We start from the raw sequence: 17,083 nt of genomic DNA, 5'->3' as shown, positions 1-17,083 counted from the left end.
ACAGTGGAAACACAGCGGAGGAAGAGAGCGGTGATGTGACATGAACGCCTTCCCCAAGCCCGTGATCGACGCCATGGCCGCTCGGACGATGCGCCTGCACCACATGCTGTGGCACACCGCCCGCGACTCCTGGGCGGTGCTGACCCCGCAGGAGAAGGCGGTCTTCCGCGACCACGGCTGGGATCCGCCGCGCCCTTCCCTGACGGCGCCGCACCCGGTCACCGGCATCCGCTCCGTCGAGCGCGACAATGGCTCGGGCGAGGACTTCCTGTACATGCACCGCGAGATGATCGCCGCGGTCGACGAGATCCTCGCCGAGGTGGGCGACCCGCAGCACCCTCGCGTGGAGGGCTGGCCGACGGTCCCCGCCCCCGAGGACACCGCCTACCCGGTCCCACCCGCCTTCGACATCCCGGACGACCCGGCGACCGCCGACGCCATCCGGAATGCCAAGACCCAGGCGTCGTTCGATCAGCTCCGCGCCTGGGAGGCGGAGTTCACCGACCCGGCCGCGCTGCGCCAGATGACCCTGGGCCGTCTCGGCGCCAGGATCGAGTTCGGCATCCACAACCGGATGCATCTGCGCTGGGCCGCCGAAATGCCCGCCTACCGGCCCGGCGGCGACGTCTTCAGCGTCGACCCCCGCTGGGACGACGCCGATTACGACTGGCTCGCCGACACCTACTCCGCCCACGTGAACCCGGTCTTCTGGAAGCTCCACGGCTGGGTGGACGCCCGGATCGACGACTGGATGACCGCCAACGAGCTCACGGGCCCGGTCCCCTGGAGCTTCGACCCGCCGTGGAGCGGCCCCGAGGGCCACCACCATCACCGCGTCTCCCGGCCGTCGCTGGAGGAGCGTCTGAGCGACATGGAGTCCACGGCCGAACACCTGAGGCAGGCGGGCATCGCCCAGCCGGCCCGCTTCCCCGTCTTCGACGACGTCTGAGCGAACCGCGCATGATGAGACGTTTCCGCAGGTCATAACCTGCGCAGTGGGGCGGGTGGGACTCGAACCCACGGCCGACGGATTATGAGTCCTTTGAGGATCATCCGTGATCTTCCCGATCCTGCCCTGCACTTCCTGTTTCCGCAGGTCAGCTCCATGGTGCCGTATGCCTGAGCCCATCGTCCTTCCTGATCCTTCCGTGCCCTTCCGGTCCCTCGCGGGTCCCTGGGCACCGTCCGGGTCCCGGGAAGGCCCCTACGCCTGGCCCCTGAACACACGGAGAGATGGCCGCGGCGCCGCCCCGTTCGCGAAGGTGCTGGTCGCCGCTGCGAGAGGCGGCGCAGTCGAACTTGAGAGCAGCGGAGTGCCTTACCGGCGCAGCGTCCTCTCGCCCCCTGTGCCCGGGGCCGGAGCGGAGCGGCTTTCTGCAGGTCAGCCGCCTATCGACAGGGTACTCGGGTTTGCAGGCACGGATGGGCACAAGCCCCGTGAAGCGGTTACCTGGCGTGATGCAGGGAACAGGACGGGACTGTCGCTGATCAGGCTGCTGGAACGTCCGTTCAGATGAACGTGGTGGCAGGTGCTCCACTCGCCGCCGTGCCTCCCGGCGGCTGTGGGATGGTGCGGAGTATGAGCGGGAGCTATGACATCTTCCTCGCCCGGCTCCGTGACCGGGGTGGCTATGCCGACCTGGCACGCGCCGAGCAGGTCCTCACCGCGGCACTGGAGGTACTGGCTAACCGGCTCAGCGCGCACACGGCGGAAGCTCTCGCCGCCCAGTTGCCCGCGTTCCTGACCGCGGCCCTGGAAAACCGCTCGGAGCAGCAAGCCGAGCAGTTCGGCGTGGAGGAGTTCTGTCGTCGGCTGGCCGAGCTGAACGAGACGAACCTCAAGACCGCCCGCCGGGACGCCGAGGTCGTGCTGACCTGCCTCGCCGACACACAACGCCGGAGCCTAACCGCACAAATGCTGCACGAACTGCCCCACGAATACGCGCCGCTGTTCGGCAGGCCCGGAGTGACGTGACCACCGAAGTCCTGCGCCAGGTAGCTGGTTCGGCGTGTGACGGCGCCACGGCATTCGTCGGATGTGGTCATGGGTGGTCTCCGGAGCGGGGTGGCCCCGACGAGGTTGCCGGGGCCACCGTGATGGTCAGAGTGTGTCGAGATCCGCTCGGCTCGCAGCGAATCGCACTGCCTCATCGCGGAACGTCGCGAGGAGCAGGGCCGGATCCACCCCGGTGCGGATGCCGTCGAGCAGCAACTCGGCGAGCGTGTAGCCGGGGTGGATGTCGAGGGCGTCCGTGAGGGCGTGGCAGGCGGTGACGGTGTCGCCCTGTCGCCAGGCGACCCAGCCGAGGAGGATGAGGAGCGGCGGGGCCTTGTCGGTGTGCGGCGGTACGCAGTGCCGGGCGAGGTAGCCCCACAGCTTCCTCTCGTAGGGGAGGTCGTTCTCCTCGCCGGTGGAGAGCGCGGCGTCCCTGGTCTCCCGGTCTTGCAGGCCGAGGATGATGCGGGCGGCGATCTCGTCCATGAGCTGAGGTCGCCCGTTGCGGAAGTCGGCCAGGGCTCCGCTGATGATGTCGATGGTGCCGTGTCGGGCGAGGAGTTGTCCGTCGTCGGTGAGGACCTGGACGACGTGGTTGGCGGTGGCTGCGTCGAGGGCTTCGCGGTAGCGGACGGCTGTGGTGTCGGTGGTGGGGCGGTACTCGCTGGCGATTTGGACGGCGTGCTGGAGGTGGGCCATGCGCTCAGCTCGGCCCTCGCGGGCGGAGGTGAGGAAGTCGCGGGGATCCTCGCCGTCGATCGTGCCGAGGTGTATGCCGACGGCGAGTTCGTAGTCGGGGTCGGTGGTGATGGCGTCGCGCAGGGCAAGCCGAGCCGCGATGAGGTCGCCTTGGCGCCAGGCGACGAACGCGAACAGCGTCAGGATGGGGACGGCCTCCTGAGTGAACGGCTCCGCGCAGTGCCGGGCGAGGTAGGCCCACAAGCGTCGGGCGTGAGGAAGGTCCTCGTCCTCCGCGTGGGCCATGCCGGCCTCCACGGCCCCGTCGTCTTGCAGGCCAACGATGAGCTGCGTGGACAGGGCGCGGCTGAGTGCGGTATCGCCGCCACGGAACCGGCTCATGGCGACGTCGATCTGGGTGCAGGTCGTCATCAGCGTCGCGTCGCGTCCGGCGCTGGTTGTGCATTCCGTGTTGAAACGGAAGGCGGCCGTCTGGAGGTCCTTGAGGAAATCCGGGTCGGCTGTGGCCCGGAATTCCTTGATGATGTCGCGGGTGCGGGGGCCGGGGGCGCGGCCGAGGCGCGTCATCTGCGCGACGACGCTGGTGGGGTCGTCGGGAGATGGGAGCGGTTCACCCTCGCAGCACCCGTCGATGTTGCACTCGTAGGCCCACCACCGGTTGGCGACGAGCCCGATCGTCTGGAGGACGGTGGCGCGGTGCTCCGCGAACTCGTCGGTGAGCCAGGTACCGATGGGGGCCAGGAGGGCGGCGGTTTCCTCGGGGCTCTGGCCGGGGCGCGGTTCACGGCAGAGGTAGACGATGACGCCCTGGGCGGGGTCGTGCCCCTGGCCGTGGGCGTAGGCCACGAACTGGCGGGCGGCGTTCTCGGCCGTGGCCTGCCACTCGGCGGTGTCCTCGGGCAGGGGGAAGGTCATGGTCGGCCCGTCGTGGAAGTTCGGGCCGGGGGCGTGGAGCGCGATGCTGTCGTCGGGGTAGTGGCCGAGGAGGTACGGCAGGACCTGGGCGAGGTTGGGCAGGCTGGTGACCTGCACGGTGTTATCGGGCGTGCTCACTTCTGGGTTGCTTCCTTCTGTGGGGTGGTGTCGGGCTGCCCGATACGGGCGGGCGGAGCCGGGGTGGGAATGCCGCGTGGCTTGTTCGTCAGAGCGGGGAGCAGCCGTTCGCGGACGAGCGTGCCGAGTTCGGCCGCCAGGTCTTTACTGCGGCGGGTGGTCAGGACGGCGTGCCAGGTGCGGCCGGGCTGGAGCCGGGCGTCGTTGGCCGCCTGTGCCTCGGCCTGCTCCTCGGGTGTGGCGTCGGGGATCGGCGGCAGGTCGGGGCCTGCGGTGATCCAGGTCTGGATGGCGAGGCCGCGGGGCTGAACGCGGAGGCCGATGCGGTGGCGGTCGGGATGGTCGTAGGCGGCGGTGCGGTCAGGGGTCTCGGTGTCCTCCTTGCGCCAGGGCGGGTCGAGAGTGGGGGCGATCTGGTCGAGGGGCGGCACGTCGATCTCGTCGTGCGGTCCGGCGAAGGCCGGGCGCCGGCGGCGGGTCATAGGGGTGGTGCCGGGGCGGTCGAAGGTGTCGGGTTCGGTCACGCGGCTGTGGTCTCTTTGCTGGGCATGAGCTGGTCGAGGAGGGCGAATGCGCGACGGTGGGCCACGATCGTGCTGGCGGTCTCCATGTACCGGTCGCGCTGCTCGAAGGCTTCGGCGGCTTCGGCCCGGGTGTTGGCGTAGTCGTCTTCCGGCGCGAGGGAGTCGGCGCAGCCGATGAGGCAGCGGGGACCGAGGTCCCAGATGATCGCGTTGAGGGCGGCGCACCCGGCGGACAGCGCGTCGATGTCGTTGCCGTACCAGTGGAAGTCGTGGGTGCTCAGCCCGAGGTCGCGCAGGCGCTGGGCGACAGAGCGGAACATGCCGCCCGATCCGATGGCGGGCTCACGGAAGGAGCTGCCGGGCTGGGCGAAGTCCTTATCGATGAGCATGTTGGCGAGCAGGTCCGTGACGCACGCCGGCGTGTGGTACTCGCCGCGCCATTTCTTGTCGCTCTTGTGCCGTAGGCCGGTGAGCAGGGGGCTGAGGACGTCTGCCTCGGAGCGGCGCCAGGGGTCGTCGTGCCCGGTGAGGTCCATCAGGCCGGTGTTGATGGCGGCGCGGGTGACGGCGTGGACGGCGCGGAGCTGCTGGCGATCGGGGTTGGGGTTCCAGGCCCAGTCGTGCAGCGGTATCGCGCGGTTGATCAGGTCGGGGCGCTTGATCCAGTGACCGAGGTAGATCTCCTTGAACAGTTGCGGGAGTTCCTCGGGCTTGCGGTTGAGCACCCAGTCGGCCAGGCCGGGCACGTTGCGGAGCAGGCAGAGCGCGCCGACGGTGCCGAGGGGGATGTCGATGCTGCTGCCGCCGAAGCTCTGGTACCAGGCGTCGAGGACGTTTTCTGCGATCTTGCGGGCGTGCTCGTGCGAGTCTCGGGGTGCCGGGTAGCGCAGGGCGGTGGTCTTGCCGCGGCCGCGGGTGCTGGCCTTGGACTTGGGCGGGGGCTTCTTCGCCCACGAGGGCGCGGGCCGCTCGGCGGCCGAGGCCGCGGCTCGGGGCAAGAAGTCGTCGGACATTGTTGCGGAATCCTTTCTGCGAGCGCGAATGGAGCCGCCCCGGTGCGCGGGTCGCGCGGCCGGGGCGGCAGGGATGGTGCTGTGGTGAGGAGGCGTCAGCCTTCGGGATCGGCGCTGAGCTGGGTGACGATGGCGCGCAGCGCCACAGAGCGCGCGGCGTCGTGGTGCCCGGCCTGACGCAGACCGCTGACCAGGAACATCAGGGCGAACTCGTCCACATCCATGTGGTCGATCAACGCCTCGAAGGACAGGTGGCGCATCGCGAGCGGGCGGTGGGCGTAGCCAACGTGCAGGGTGGTCTCGATGTCCGCGAGGGTGGCGGCGGTCTGCTCGGTGGTGAGGCCGAGGAGCCTGGCCCAGGCGCTGAGGGTGTCGTCGTCTACCGGAAACTTCACGTGCGGTGGACCCTTTCGGGGTCGGCCGTCCCGTGCCCGCCCAAGAGTGGGCACGGGCGCGGTGGCGGTCAGGACGGGAAGGGGTTGTTCCGGTAGTCGGGGTGGACGGCGGCCCACAGTCCTTGGGGCATGGGTTCGGTGATGACGCCCCATCCGGCGAAGCGCAGGACGGCGAGGTAGCCGAGCCGCCCGCCGGCGAAGCCCTGGCGGTCGTCGCATTCCGGGTCCGGTGCGATGAAGATCCATCCGGGGAAGTCGTCGCAGCCGGGCATGACCTGGAAGCCGGGGCGCAGTTCGTGCGTGCCGTCGGTGACGATCGGCGGGAGGTCTGCGGCCTGGAGAATGCGGATGGCCTGCTGGACGTGGGGATGGCCGTGGTACTCGGGCAGGGTGCCGACGCCCTCGCGGATGACGAGCCGCGGGGCCTTGATGCCCTCGCTGGCGTGGTAGACGTCCATCAGGAGCAGCGCGTCCTCGATGCGGCCTGCGAAGCGCATGGCGAGGTTGGCGACGACGGCCACGGCATGGCGGTCGCTGCCCATGAGGCGCCGGAACTGCTCGTCGGTCATGTGGCTGAAGTGGCTGGCGCGGATCGCCGCGTGGGCGTGGGAGGCGACGCGCAGAGCACGGGCAACGTGCGCTGGGTCGACGCCGATGTGGTCGGCGAGGGTCTGAACTCCCCGGCTGTAGCTCATGTTTGTGGTCTCCAAGAAGGCGCTTGCGCGTATGGGTGCGCCCCCGGCGGTTCGCCGGGGGCGCGGGGGTGTTCGGGAGCTGTGCTCAGCGGCGCCGGCCGCCGCATCCGGCGTGGCCGCAGCCACCGCAGAAGCCGCCGCGGTTGCACTCACAGCCGCATCCGCCGCTGTTTGCGATCAGCATTTCCAGCTCCTTACCGGTTCGGTCATCTCCTGAATTCCTTACTTATATTTTATTCGCGTAAACTTCTAAAGCAAGTTCCATCGCGCGAAATTCAAATTGATTTTCCGGGAATCCGGCTTCATTAATTCGCTGCGACGGGAATGAGATCCGGCCACTGCACGGCTTCCAAGGCGCGGCGGTGGCTGTCCGGTACCGGCACCGTCGGGTAGCCGAGCCAGTCCATGCCCATCGCGGCGAGGATCGTGGCGTCGGCCTGGTCGTAGCGGCCCGGCCCTTCGCATTCGACGCCGTACCGCTCCACGGCCACGCTGCGCACCATGCCTTTCGCCACCCGCGACCGCTCGTTGCGTGGGTAGTCCTGGGCCGGGTTCGCCCGCCCGGTGGCGTAGATCGTGCGGTGGTGGGGGTTGGCCACGGCGTACGGGATGCGGTGCCGCCACAGGAACTGCGTCACCAGCCACCACAGCCCGGCCAGTTCGTGATGCCCAGCCTGCCCTCCCTGTGCGTAGGCTGCTCCCTCGACCACCACCAGGTCCGCGCCGTCCTTCACGCACATGCCGATGGCGCCCAGCAGCCAGTCCATCCGCTCGTGGCCGCGACGTCTGCCCGGACGCAGCGCCCTCGCCCAGTTCGTGCCCGCGACGCCCGTGGAGGTCAAGGAGAGGTCCAGGCCGATCACCTGCGGCTGCCACGCCCCCTTCCCCTGGACCGTGGGCAGGGTGACCGGGGCACTCTGGAGCAGCGCCGTCATGCGGCACCTCCGGCCCGTCGGATCACCTCAGCCATGGACAGGTCGCGGCGGAAGGGCGCCCCCATCTCCGCTTCCAAGTCGGCGTACTCGCGGGCCAGCTCCGGGCGCAGGCCGGCTGCGCAGGTCAGATCCGGGAGTGAGGCCAGCACGCATAGGCTGCACGACAGGCGGGACATGCCCGCGTCGTACGCCCAGTGGTACGGCAGGCCTCGTTCGCGGATGCGCTGCCACACCTCGGCGGTGCTCCACCGCAGCACCGGGTACCACAGGGTCACCGTGCGGCGGCCGCTGCTGGCGCGCTGGTCGGACTCGACGGCCTTCTTGCCCGCACGGGCCCGTGACTCCTCGGCCCGCAGGCCCATGACCAGCACAATCCGCGCCGGGCCTCCCGTGATGCCGAGTTCGGCGACCTGCTCAGTGATGAACTTCCGCGAGACGCCGCGCTTCTCGGCGGTGCAGAACCGGTTGAAGAGGTTGGGGAACTGTCCCCGGGCTTTGATGCGGTGCAGCAGCGACGGCCACTTCGCCGGGCTGCGGACCTCGAAGGGGAGGCCGTAGTGGTCGGCCTGCTGCCGGGCGAGGTCCAGGGTTCCGGGCCACTCCACCGCGTGCCCGCGGGGGGTGGTGCCCAGGTCGATGTGGTGCACCACGATGCGGTCGCGTACGCCGACTTCGTCGGCCAGCCGCACTGTCTCATCCAGTGCGGCTGCGCTGTCCTTGCCGCCGCTGTTGCTGATCACGATGCGGTCTGCTGCGGTCAGGTCGGGCACCGGGTCGGGGCCGTGTGCCTCGCGGATGCTGACGAGTTCGAGCTGGGCGGTCACCGCGGCACCCCCGCCGCGGCGGCCAGGTGCTGAGTGATGAGCCGGTCGGCTTCGCGTGGCGCGTCGGCCTTCAGCGGCGCGGTCCACTGGCCGAAGTAGCTGTCGGCCGGACCCCAGAGGTACCAGCCGGTGTCGGGGTAACCGTCCTGGGGATTCCTCTGGCGATGGGCCAGTTCCCACCAGCCGTCCCGCCAGCGCCACAGGCGGCGCGGTTCGGCATCGGGCAGCCAGCCCGCACGCTCGACCAGGTTCTGGAAGCGGGCGAGGTCGATGCGCATCAGGGCGTTCTCGCGGACGACGTCCGCCGCACGTGGCGCCGAGGAAGCGGCCCACTCGCTCATCTGGGGCAGCGTCATCTTGCCCAGGTGCCGGTTGAGTTCGGTGACGGCTTGGTCGCGCTGGCGGGCGACGCGGCGCAGGACGGTGGCGGCGCCGGGCGCGGCATGCTCTTCGAGCCACTGGGCGGTGGCCTCTATCTCGGTTCCCACAGGGTGGTTCATCTCGGTCCTTCGGACGGCCGCCGCCCCGGCACGGGCCGGGGCGGCGGCCTGCGGTACGGGGGCTACGGACGGGGCGTCTTGGGGGCCTTCTGGATGCAGTTGCCATCGGGCGGGAGGATGCCGCGGCCTGCGACGAGGTCCTGGAACCGCGCGCCGGGCCGGAACTTCACGACCCGGCGGGCGGCAACCTGCACCTTGGCCCCGTTCTGCGGGTTGTGTGCCGTACGGGCCGGGCGGTAGTGAGGCACGAGGGAACCGAATCCGGTGACCGAGACGGGATCGCCCGCGACGACGGCGCGCACCATCACGTCGAGGACGGTCTCCACGGCTTCGGTCGGCGTGAGGTGGCGGCCGGCCTTGTCGGCCACCGCCCGAATGAGCTGTGCCTTGTTCACTGGTTGCCTTTCACTTCGTAGTCGCTGATCGGTTGGGCTGGAGGCGGAGGGCCAGGCCGTCGGCGCGCCAGGCGGACGGCAAGGGGACCAGGCCCATGCCGTCGTCCTCCTCATGACAGGCGCTGCTGTCCGCATCGCAGAAGCGCACGTAGCTAGTAGAAACATGCTTCATAAATGTCTCCTATCTTGACCGTTGATCGTGCTGTGACGACAACCGTTTCTTCTTCGCGCGCCGGTTGGCCTGGGCGATCCGTGCGGCCTCCTTGCACAAGGAGCAGGCGGTTTCCCCACGCCGGTTGTGGGCGCGGGCGCCGGACTCGGTGCCGTGCGTGATGGGCTTGGCGCCTTCCTCGAGTTCCCTGGGGTGGGCGGTCTCGCAAGTGGCGCGGATCTCGCCGTTGAACCACAGACGTCCGCCGCAGATGCCGTCGAACTGGGAGGCGCGGGGCTTGACGAGGCTGATGCACTCGGCCCGGTACGGGCACACCCGGCAGACCTTGAGCAGGTCCTGCGTCCGCGGCGCCCTGAGCACCTCCTCGGAGGGGTCGTCGGGGGTGAAGCGCAGGTCCCCGGCGCACGGTGCCTCGCTGACCCACCCAGTGCCGCTCATCTGCTGCTCTCCGTGCGGGTTACGCGGTCGGCGGCAGCGGCATCAGGCGTACGAGGTCGCTGGTGGTGCTGCCGTAGGGGTGGCTGTAGCGGCCGTCAGCCGGCACAAGGTGGCGGTCGGCCAGGGCCGGTATCGCGAAGATCTGAGCGACCAGGCGGGTCAGGTTGTCGTCGCACTCGCGCGGCCAGCGGCTCCGGACGTGACTGTCCGTGCCGTCCTCGGCGACGCCTTCGATCACCTCGATGACGCGGCCTCCGCCGCTGCGTCCGTCCACGACGATGGCGATGGCCTGCGGATGGTGGCCGCGCACCAGCTCAGCGATGCGCACCGCCCGGTCGGGCGGGGGCAGCTCGACCAGCCAGAGGTTTCCGTCGCTTGCGCTGTCGCGCCGGACGGTGGCCCAGGCCGGAGAGTCGTACGGCTCCAGGGCGGTCTGGACGTCGACTTCTACCTCTGCGGCGAGCTCGGCGAGGGGGTGCTCCTCGTCGCTGGTCTCCCACAGCCACGGCAAGCCGCTGAGCGGGCTGGTCTGCTCGCCGAGCACGCCGAGCAGGTCCAGCTCCCGCGTCTTGCCGTAGTAGGCGACGCCGATGTACACGGCCTCGGGACACACCTGGCGGACCTTGGCGGTGATGTGGTCGAGCACTGCCAGGCAGTACGCCTTCTGGATACGGTGCCGCTCGGCGTCCAGCTCCTGGCGCCGTTGCGCAAGGACGGCCAGCTGAATGGATACGGCAGAGGTCATGACGGTGTTCTCCTTCTTCTTCAACGGGGTCAGGCAAGGACGGGCATGAGGCCTTCGCCGATCCAGCGGGCGACGTTCACGCTCACGGCGTTGCCGGCCAGCATGGTCTGGGCGGCCTTGGAGCCGACGGTCTTGAAGTCCTTGGTGAACCGCTGCGCCTCCAGTTGCTCGCGCGGGTCGAGCATGCGGAAGTAGCAGTCCTCGATGGCGGGCGCGGTGCGCACCAGGGCCGCCGAGTCCCGGGTGGACAGGGTGTGCAGCGGCCCGGCGGCGGTCCTCACCTTGCTGCCCTTGCGGTAGGGGATGACGAGGGTGTTGCGGGCCCGATCCCCGGCCGCCCCGTCGGGCACGACCAGGCCGTGATGGCGAGCTCCGGCCAGGGTGCTGAGCGGGTTGCCCACCGGGGCGGCGTCGCAGTTGTTGCGGAATTCCACGATGAACGGGGCCGGGTCGATGGTGACCAGGGCCTCGCTCTCGCGGGTCGTGCGGGTCCGCATGGGGACGTCGACCGGGGATGCGGTGTCGTTCCACGAGCCGCCGACCGGCACCAGCAGGCCTTCACCGAGCTTGGCCGTCCGTGTGGGCAGCGGCCTGGTGTGCGGGGTGAAGGCGCGGTCCGTGCCGTCCTTGCCATGGGTCACGGTGATGACGCTGGGCTGGTACGGGAACTTCTCCAGACCGGCCTCGATCCGCGCCATGGTGTTCGGCACCAGCGGCTTGGCACGGTCGCCGATGCGCTGGCCGATGTTGTCCCACCGGATGATGTCGGCAGCGGGGCGGACGTACGGCTCGACCAGCGCGTGCCCGCAGCGGGTGTTGGGGCACCGGTAGTCGTACTGCTGGCCGTACTTGCCGAACTTGACCTTCGGGTTGCGCCAGCTCTGACGGGCCTTGACGTCCTTCCCGCACTCGAAGCAGAACGCCAGCGGGCGCGGCGTGAGGTCGGGGCGCCGCACCCCTTCCAGGGTGAACACGACGTACACCCGGTCGCGCCACTGCGGCGCATACGGGTTGGTCTCCGAGCCGATGTGGGCGGAGGACACCGAGACGATCTGGACGCGGTAGCCGAGCTTCTTCATGGCGCGGATCCACTCGGGGAACAGGATCCAGTCGGTGATGAATTCGACCACGTTCTCCACGACGACGCAGGGGAACCGTTTCGCCTCGGCGGCGCGCAACACGCACCAGGCAGTCACCCGGGTCATCTCGAAGGCTTCCGGCGGCAGTTGTCGCCACTGTTCCTCTTCCTCGAAGAGGGCTTCCTGCGCGGGGTCGGGGCGTTTCCTCCCGCCGGCAGGGCTCAGCTCCCAGCAGATGACGCTGGCCCACAGCACCAGGGCCTTGGGCAGCCAGCGCATGGGGTAGTTCTGGATGTCGGCACACCGAGCAGCCGCGTTGGGGAAGTTGAGCTCGAAGGTGTCGATGGCGGTCTGCCAGTGGTTGATACCGAGGATCGGGTCGAACCCGGCTTCTTGCAGGCCGAGAGTGTCTCCGCCTGCCCCGCAGAGCAGATGGACGGATCGGGTCAAGGTCAGAGGTCTCCACGAAGCGGGGGCCGCCCGGCCCGGAGGAGCCGGGCGGCCTGCGGTCAGGACTGATCAGGAGCGCGCGACGCGCGGTGGTGGCGGCTGTCCTCGACGCCGAGGGCGATGAACACCGCGAGGCCGAGAAGGTTGGTGACCAGCAGCCAGATCACCGCTCTGCGCTCCTCCAGGGGCGCGGCGGGCGGCGCCGCTCAGTCATTGCTGCGTGTGACACGGACGGTGACGACGTAGCCGTCCCTCTCGAACACGGCGAGCGGGTAGCCCTCGCGTTCGGGCCGCTCCCAGATGCGCCGGTAGCCCTCGGCGGTTGTCAGGTGCTGGCACCACTCGAAGTAGCGGGCCACGGCCACGCCCGGCGTCTCACCCCCGCCGCTCTGGTTGTGGTTCAGGCCGTAAGGCGTGGAGTACGTGGCCGACGTGCTCAGCCGGGACGCGGCCTTGTGGACGTCCAGCGCATCGATGCGCGCGAACATCGGGACGAGGCTGGCGCCGTGGTGGCTCTGCGAGCCGCCCGGAGACGAGTCGTACAGAACCGTGTGCCGGTCGGGGTTCTCGCGGCTCTGGCGCAGGACGTGCCAGCCGGTCACGTCGGCGGGGTCCGTCGGCAGGCTCCCGTTGGAGCTGATCGCCAGCTCAGTGCCGTCGCCGAGGTCCGCGCGGATGAAGAACTCTCCCCCGCCCGTTTCGACATCGGTGACCCAGCCGAGGTAGCGCAGGGGCGTGATGACATGCCAGTAGCGGTGGAACAGCTTCAGCCACAGCGGGTCGGTCAGGCGGTTGTGGTCGGGCAGTGCCGCGACAGTGGTGTTCACGTTCGTGTTCTCCAAGAAGGGTATTGAGAGACAGACGCTAAAAGCGTCCGCATTTCAGATGTGTCACCTATCTATAGGTGTGCGTTCAGAACACAGCGGGCAGCTCACGGGAGCCGAGGATGCGCACCACCCACATCCGCCCTCCACGGGTGACGACGCAGCCGACGGGCCGGTCCTTGTGGCGCAGAACGAAGGCCGCACCCGGCTCCTCCCGACCAAGGGAGTCGGTCAGTTCGCGCAGGCCGGACGAGGCGCACTCGATCGAGCAGTACACCCCCTCCCCGAGGACCGGTGTGGCGCGAGGGCCGTGGACGACTTCGGCCACGACGACGTAGATGGAGGGTGAGGGGTCGAGAGTCACGGTGGTCACCGACAGTCTCCAAGAAGTTCGAGCCCGGATGGTTTCCGAGCGATTACTTATATCTTATTCGCATACGGTAGGGTGTCAATGAAGACGATCAAGCAACGCCCTTATCTGCTACGGGTGTTGGGGCGGCGCCGGTTCATGCGGGCAAGCTCCCGCACACGCTGACGGGCCATCTCCAGCGCCTGCGGGTCCGTCTCGGCCACACGCCGCTGCTGCTCGGCGAAGAACTCCCTCAGCCACTCCTGCTGCGCGACATGCTCGCGCGCAGCGGCTTCCTTGCGCGCCTGCTCACGGCCTGCGCGTGGGTTCGTGCCGCACCCTCGGCAGTTGCCGACCGGCACCGGGTGCTTAGGGCAGCCGGCCGGCGGCTCACCGGTCTCGGCGCCCGCGTCCGCCGCCGGGCCGTGCGTGGGGGTAGGGGGGTAAGGAAGGAGAGAGGAAGGAGAAGGAAAAGAAGGGGTTTCCCGCTGGAAACCCTCAGGGTTTCCCTCCGGCAACCCACTGGGTTTCCCTGTCGAAACCCTGAGGGTTCCCCTCTGGAAACCCTCAGGGTTGCCGCAGGGAAACCCAGTGGGTTTCCCTGCGGCAACCCTCTTCTGCCCCTCGCCGTGGCCCTCCTCACTGAGCCCTTCCTCCTCAGGCGCCCCGGCAGGAGCACCGCCTTCCTCCCGAGCGGCCACGTCCTGCTGGGTGCGGGCTGCCGCCGACGGCTTGCGCCGACGCGCCGTCCGGGCCAGCCGGGAGTTCGTCGGCGCGCGCCGCGCCGCACGGCGCCGCTCGCTCAGTTCCTCGGTCGAGGGGATCGGTGGCACGCCGTGCGGGAACACCCTGTACTCCGCGCGATGCCCGGCCCGGCCGACCTCAACGCGCTCGACCAGGCCGAGGCCGACCAGCTCGGTGACGACCGTGATGACGGCCTTCTCGCCCACGCCGGCCCAGGCCATCATCCGCTCAAGGCCCGGATGGGCCAGGCGGGTCTGGTCGTCGGCGGAGTCCGCGATCTTCATCAGGACAAGCTTCTGCGTCTTGTTGATCTCCTCCTTCGGCAAGTAGGCCGCCGCCAGCATCAGGTGGATACTCACCCGCACCTCTCTAGTTTCGGATTCAGCTTCGGCGCGCCCAGGCCGGGCGGAGCGGGGCACCGCCAGCAGGGCCTCGTCTTCCCGGCCTGGTGTGCTGATCAGGGCTTCTTGAGCGCAGCGACGTTGATGCTCACCGCGGTACGGCGCTCGTGATCCAGCCGCACGGGTACGGGGATGCCCGCCGCCTTCAGCTGGGCCTTCATCGCCGCCACGTCAGGAGCCATCGGCACGGGCAGCCCGGCCCGTTGGAAGATCGCGACCATGGCGTCGATGTCGTCGACCTTGGTCGGGTTGCCGCCGCTCCAGGTCAGTACGTTGTCGCCGTACACGCCGGGCTCGGAGCCGTCGAGCTGGGCGCGTAGCACCTTCAGCCGGTCCTTGAGCGGCTTCATCTGCTCGGAGACCTCCACGTACTCCGCCAGTGCCCGCTCCCGCTCGGCGTCGTCGTGGATGAGCATGCTCTGTGGGCGCTGACCGGCGATGGTCGGTCCCCAGCAGGCCGTCTTGAACGGGCAGTTGTCGCAGACGACCGACAGGCCCGGCCCGGGGAACGTGCGGGGCAGGTCCTCGGGCGTTTCGGCGGCGCGTACCTGCGCCACCCACCAACGTGCCCCGCGGGCCCGCTCGGCGTTGAAGGGCATCTCCTGGACGTGGTCGTCGCCGGAGTCGCGGTTGATGAACCGGAACCGGATGCGGCCGACCGGCAGCGGGCCGAGGCGGGCGAGCTGGCGCTGGCCGTCGATGTCGGCGAACCCTTCGGTGCGCAACAGGTCCGCGTACAGGAGGACTTGGCGGACTTCAGCGTCGCTGGCCCCGTACCGCAGGATGTTGTCCCACTGGTAGGTGCTCTTGGTCTTGATGTCCTCCACGGTGGTCTCCTCGGCGGGGAGACGGGGACGCAGGCGCTTGGGCAGTCGGGCGGCGGTTCGGCTGTCGAGCTGGACGGCGTCGATGTGGCCGCGGATGGTGTCGTCTTCGACGCGGCGCTCGATGATCCACCCGTACTCCTCGCGTGCCGCTTCGAGCATCCCGGCATGCAGGTAGGTGCCGAGGATGGCCTTGCGCTTCTCGCCGGTGTCGGTGGGCGTGCGGCCGTGCAGGAGGTATCCGGCGCGCCGTGCGCACACGGTGTCGCTCGCGCCGATCTTGGTTTGCAGAGAGCGGGGCCGGCGGGCGTCGGCCGCGTGCGCGGCGGGCCACAGGCTGACGGGCCGCTCAAGGGTCGTGATGGTCATAGGCGGTCCTCCAAGAAGGCGGGGTGCCGCCCTCGAAGCGGAAGGCGGCACCCCGAAAGAGAAAGGGGTCAGAGATCGTCCTGGGCGGCAGCGGCTCCGTGGCCTCCTGCCAGGTGCGGCCAGATCGCCTTGGCGAACGTGGTCAGCGCCTCTGCGGCCCGGCCGCTCACCTCCGAGTCGGCGATGGCCAGGCCCACTGCCGGAGCGGCGCCTTCCTCGTGGGGCTGGTCGACGGACACGAGGTAGTGGCAGCAGTGCCGGTCGATGGCGCTGACGAACCGCTGGCGGATGTGCCCGGGGATCTCGCTGGGCAGCGGTATCGAGCCACCGGCGGCGTGACGGCGAATGGCTTCGTCGGCCTGAGGGCTGGCGTCCTCAGCGATGGCGAGCCCTTCGTAACTCAGGGCTATGGCGGCGGTGTCGGCGGTGGCGGCTGTGCCGAGGAGGACAGCCGCGTCCGCCAGAGCGGTGAGGACCGTGTCCGGCGGGTACAGGGCCCACAGCTTGTCCGGCACCGGGAGCTGCTGGACCGTCAAGCCGCTGTCACTGTGCCGCTTGAGGACGAGCACCTCGATGGCCTTGTCGTCTCGGTCCGCCTGTGAGGACAGGTGCGCTCGGCAGGCTTCGATGATCTGGTTCTGTTCGTCGGCGGTGTTCAAGATCGTTTCTCCGTGCATCAGGACGATTCGGCGGCCGTGGCCTCAGCGCGCTTGCTGGTGGTGCGCTTGCGGCGCGCCTTGGGCGCCTCGCCAGCAGGTGTGTCCGTGTCGTCCGGCTCGGGCTTCTGCTGTGCCCGTCGCGACTGGGCCCGCTTCTTCGGCGGTGCCTTTTCGGCGCCCGCCTCGCCCGGCTCATCCGCCTGCTCGCCCTCTTCCAGGCCGGCTGCCGCCCGCAGACGTCGGGTGGCTTCCTCGGCCTCGCCCGCGACGACTTCGGCGTCGGCCTGCGCCATCTCCTCGTCCACGTACACGCCGGACAGGTCCTGCGGAGCCGCCATCCTCAGCGCCTGAGCCTCGGCGCACTTGCGCAGCATGTGGGACTCCATCTGCCGCCACATCTTGGCGAGGACGTACTTGCCCTGCTTGGCGTCCCAGTACTGCGGGGCGAACTCGCTCCACCGCGCGATGAAGGGGAAGCGGCTGGATCCCCGGAGCACGCTGACCTTGACAGCCGCCGGCGGGCCGGGCTTCAGCCACACCTCGTGGGCGTTGCCCTCGGCGTCGTAGTAGACGGTGTCCTCGTAGGAGATGCGCTCCCCAGTCCGCTCGGCCGCCCGGTGGGCGATCGTGCGGAAGCCGTCGATGCCGGTCTGGATGGTCCAGTTGACCGGGTTGTCCTCGCGGTCCTCGCCCCGGTTCTTGCGGCCGATCATGTAGATCTGCCGGGCGAACGGGTCGAGACCGGAGCGCACGCAGTAGTGGAAGAACACGGCCAGCTGGGCGCGCGGAGCCTGCTGAAGGCCGGGGCTGATCAGCGCCAGGGCGGCCACCTGCCGGGCGTCGAACTCCACTTGGTCAGCGCGCAGCACGATGGCGCTCTGGGTGACGAGGCGTTCGGGCAGCGTCTCCGTACCGGCCGGTGCCACAGCGGTCGGAGCGGTCTCGCCACCGTGCTGCTCGGTGGGCTGGTTCATGGGGTGTTGGTCTCCAAGAAGTCGGG

The 17,083-nt window shown here is 69.5% G+C and carries 20 protein-coding genes; 2 read left to right on the top strand and 18 right to left on the bottom strand.

All coding sequences use genetic code 11. The annotated features are described in order from the left end of the window. Positions 1 to 40 precede the first annotated feature (40 nt). Together ABZ386_RS01770 and ABZ386_RS01765 are read left to right on the top strand one after the other, a co-directional pair. On the top strand, positions 41 to 949 hold the full coding sequence (locus tag ABZ386_RS01770; RefSeq protein WP_355726461.1) for a hypothetical protein: 909 nt from the start codon (positions 41 to 43) through the stop codon (positions 947 to 949). 630 nt (positions 950 to 1,579) lie between these two features. Continuing rightward, positions 1,580 to 1,975 (top strand): DUF2267 domain-containing protein, encoded by a 396-nt coding sequence (locus tag ABZ386_RS01765; protein WP_358963146.1) that lies wholly within the window; start codon positions 1,580 to 1,582, stop codon positions 1,973 to 1,975. 126 nt (positions 1,976 to 2,101) lie between these two features. On the opposite strand, the gene ABZ386_RS01760 is transcribed toward ABZ386_RS01765, so the two are convergent. The 18 genes from ABZ386_RS01760 to ABZ386_RS01675 all read right to left on the bottom strand — a co-directional run bounded on the left by ABZ386_RS01760 (position 2,102) and on the right by ABZ386_RS01675 (position 17,057). Further along, positions 2,102 to 3,748: a DUF4192 domain-containing protein gene (locus ABZ386_RS01760; RefSeq protein WP_358963143.1), complete on the bottom strand. Its 1,647-nt coding sequence runs from the start codon at positions 3,746 to 3,748 to the stop codon at positions 2,102 to 2,104. After that, a complete protein-coding gene (locus tag ABZ386_RS01755; protein ID WP_358963140.1) occupies positions 3,745 to 4,272 on the bottom strand; it encodes a hypothetical protein in 528 nt (175 codons plus the stop codon). The genes ABZ386_RS01760 and ABZ386_RS01755 overlap by 4 nt, the downstream gene beginning before the upstream one ends. Continuing rightward, positions 4,269 to 5,285 carry an N-6 DNA methylase gene (locus ABZ386_RS01750; RefSeq protein WP_358963137.1) on the bottom strand — a complete coding sequence of 339 codons (1,017 nt, stop codon included), beginning with the start codon at positions 5,283 to 5,285 and terminating at the stop codon, positions 4,269 to 4,271. The genes ABZ386_RS01755 and ABZ386_RS01750 overlap by 4 nt, the downstream gene beginning before the upstream one ends. 95 nt (positions 5,286 to 5,380) lie before the next feature. Then, a complete protein-coding gene (locus ABZ386_RS01745; RefSeq protein WP_358963134.1) occupies positions 5,381 to 5,680 on the bottom strand; it encodes a hypothetical protein in 300 nt (99 codons plus the stop codon). A gap of 68 nt (positions 5,681 to 5,748) precedes the next feature. After that, complete coding sequence (locus ABZ386_RS01740; RefSeq protein WP_358963131.1) at positions 5,749 to 6,375, bottom strand: hypothetical protein; 627 nt, start codon at positions 6,373 to 6,375, stop codon at positions 5,749 to 5,751. A 305-nt stretch (positions 6,376 to 6,680) separates the two neighbouring features. Continuing rightward, complete coding sequence (locus ABZ386_RS01735) at positions 6,681 to 7,310, bottom strand: hypothetical protein (protein WP_358963128.1); 630 nt, start codon at positions 7,308 to 7,310, stop codon at positions 6,681 to 6,683. Next, positions 7,307 to 8,134, bottom strand: coding sequence for a phosphoadenosine phosphosulfate reductase family protein (locus ABZ386_RS01730; RefSeq protein ID WP_358963125.1), 828 nt, complete (start codon positions 8,132 to 8,134; stop codon positions 7,307 to 7,309). The genes ABZ386_RS01735 and ABZ386_RS01730 overlap by 4 nt, the downstream gene beginning before the upstream one ends. Continuing rightward, entirely contained in the window at positions 8,131 to 8,634 is a 504-nt protein-coding gene (locus ABZ386_RS01725) for a hypothetical protein (protein ID WP_358963122.1), read from the bottom strand. Before ABZ386_RS01725 ends, ABZ386_RS01730 begins: the two co-directional genes overlap by 4 nt. A 62-nt stretch (positions 8,635 to 8,696) precedes the next feature. Further along, entirely contained in the window at positions 8,697 to 9,029 is a 333-nt protein-coding gene (locus tag ABZ386_RS01720) for an HU family DNA-binding protein (RefSeq protein ID WP_358963119.1), read from the bottom strand. Positions 9,030 to 9,210: 181 nt separating this feature from the next. Beyond that, positions 9,211 to 9,639 (bottom strand): hypothetical protein, encoded by a 429-nt coding sequence (locus ABZ386_RS01715; RefSeq protein ID WP_358963116.1) that lies wholly within the window; start codon positions 9,637 to 9,639, stop codon positions 9,211 to 9,213. Positions 9,640 to 9,658: 19 nt separating this feature from the next. Continuing rightward, a complete protein-coding gene (locus ABZ386_RS01710) occupies positions 9,659 to 10,384 on the bottom strand; it encodes a hypothetical protein (RefSeq protein WP_358963113.1) in 726 nt (241 codons plus the stop codon). Between the two features lie 29 nt (positions 10,385 to 10,413). After that, on the bottom strand, positions 10,414 to 11,913 hold the full coding sequence (locus ABZ386_RS01705) for a DNA cytosine methyltransferase (protein ID WP_358963110.1): 1,500 nt from the start codon (positions 11,911 to 11,913) through the stop codon (positions 10,414 to 10,416). A 206-nt stretch (positions 11,914 to 12,119) separates the two neighbouring features. Beyond that, on the bottom strand, positions 12,120 to 12,740 hold the full coding sequence (locus ABZ386_RS01700) for a hypothetical protein (RefSeq protein ID WP_358963107.1): 621 nt from the start codon (positions 12,738 to 12,740) through the stop codon (positions 12,120 to 12,122). Positions 12,741 to 12,825: 85 nt separating this feature from the next. Continuing rightward, entirely contained in the window at positions 12,826 to 13,110 is a 285-nt protein-coding gene (locus ABZ386_RS01695; RefSeq protein WP_358963104.1) for a hypothetical protein, read from the bottom strand. A 101-nt stretch (positions 13,111 to 13,211) separates the two neighbouring features. After that, the gene (locus ABZ386_RS01690; protein ID WP_358963101.1) at positions 13,212 to 14,189 is read right to left on the bottom strand and encodes a helix-turn-helix domain-containing protein; all 978 of its coding nucleotides are present in this window, start codon (positions 14,187 to 14,189) and stop codon (positions 13,212 to 13,214) included. Between the two features lie 98 nt (positions 14,190 to 14,287). Continuing rightward, positions 14,288 to 15,424: a PD-(D/E)XK nuclease family protein gene (locus tag ABZ386_RS01685; protein ID WP_358963099.1), complete on the bottom strand. Its 1,137-nt coding sequence runs from the start codon at positions 15,422 to 15,424 to the stop codon at positions 14,288 to 14,290. Between the two features lie 68 nt (positions 15,425 to 15,492). Continuing rightward, on the bottom strand, positions 15,493 to 16,083 hold the full coding sequence (locus ABZ386_RS01680) for a hypothetical protein (RefSeq protein ID WP_358963096.1): 591 nt from the start codon (positions 16,081 to 16,083) through the stop codon (positions 15,493 to 15,495). Positions 16,084 to 16,100: 17 nt separating this feature from the next. Further along, positions 16,101 to 17,057 carry a RecT family recombinase gene (locus ABZ386_RS01675; protein ID WP_358963093.1) on the bottom strand — a complete coding sequence of 319 codons (957 nt, stop codon included), beginning with the start codon at positions 17,055 to 17,057 and terminating at the stop codon, positions 16,101 to 16,103. Between the last annotated feature and the right edge of the window lie 26 nt (positions 17,058 to 17,083).

This window comes from Streptomyces sp. NPDC006140 (assembly GCF_040628815.1).
In the GTDB taxonomy this organism is placed as follows: domain Bacteria; phylum Actinomycetota; class Actinomycetes; order Streptomycetales; family Streptomycetaceae; genus Streptomyces.
This window is presented reverse-complemented; position numbering and strand designations above follow the sequence as displayed.

Bases quoted from the DNA above. Each gene is read 5' to 3' on its own strand.
- ABZ386_RS01770 (WP_355726461.1), top strand. From the start codon at position 41: ATGAACGCCTTCCCCAAGCCCGTGATCGACGCCATGGCCGCTCGGACG.
- ABZ386_RS01675 (WP_358963093.1), bottom strand. From the start codon at position 17,057: ATGAACCAGCCCACCGAGCAGCACGGTGGCGAGACCGCTCCGACCGCT.
- ABZ386_RS01710 (WP_358963113.1), bottom strand. From the start codon at position 10,384: ATGACCTCTGCCGTATCCATTCAGCTGGCCGTCCTTGCGCAACGGCGC.
- ABZ386_RS01750 (WP_358963137.1), bottom strand. From the start codon at position 5,285: ATGTCCGACGACTTCTTGCCCCGAGCCGCGGCCTCGGCCGCCGAGCGG.
- ABZ386_RS01715 (WP_358963116.1), bottom strand. From the start codon at position 9,639: ATGAGCGGCACTGGGTGGGTCAGCGAGGCACCGTGCGCCGGGGACCTG.
- ABZ386_RS01735 (WP_358963128.1), bottom strand. From the start codon at position 7,310: ATGACGGCGCTGCTCCAGAGTGCCCCGGTCACCCTGCCCACGGTCCAG.
- ABZ386_RS01765 (WP_358963146.1), top strand. From the start codon at position 1,580: ATGAGCGGGAGCTATGACATCTTCCTCGCCCGGCTCCGTGACCGGGGT.
- ABZ386_RS01685 (WP_358963099.1), bottom strand. From the start codon at position 15,424: ATGACCATCACGACCCTTGAGCGGCCCGTCAGCCTGTGGCCCGCCGCG.
- ABZ386_RS01740 (WP_358963131.1), bottom strand. From the start codon at position 6,375: ATGAGCTACAGCCGGGGAGTTCAGACCCTCGCCGACCACATCGGCGTC.
- ABZ386_RS01725 (WP_358963122.1), bottom strand. From the start codon at position 8,634: ATGAACCACCCTGTGGGAACCGAGATAGAGGCCACCGCCCAGTGGCTC.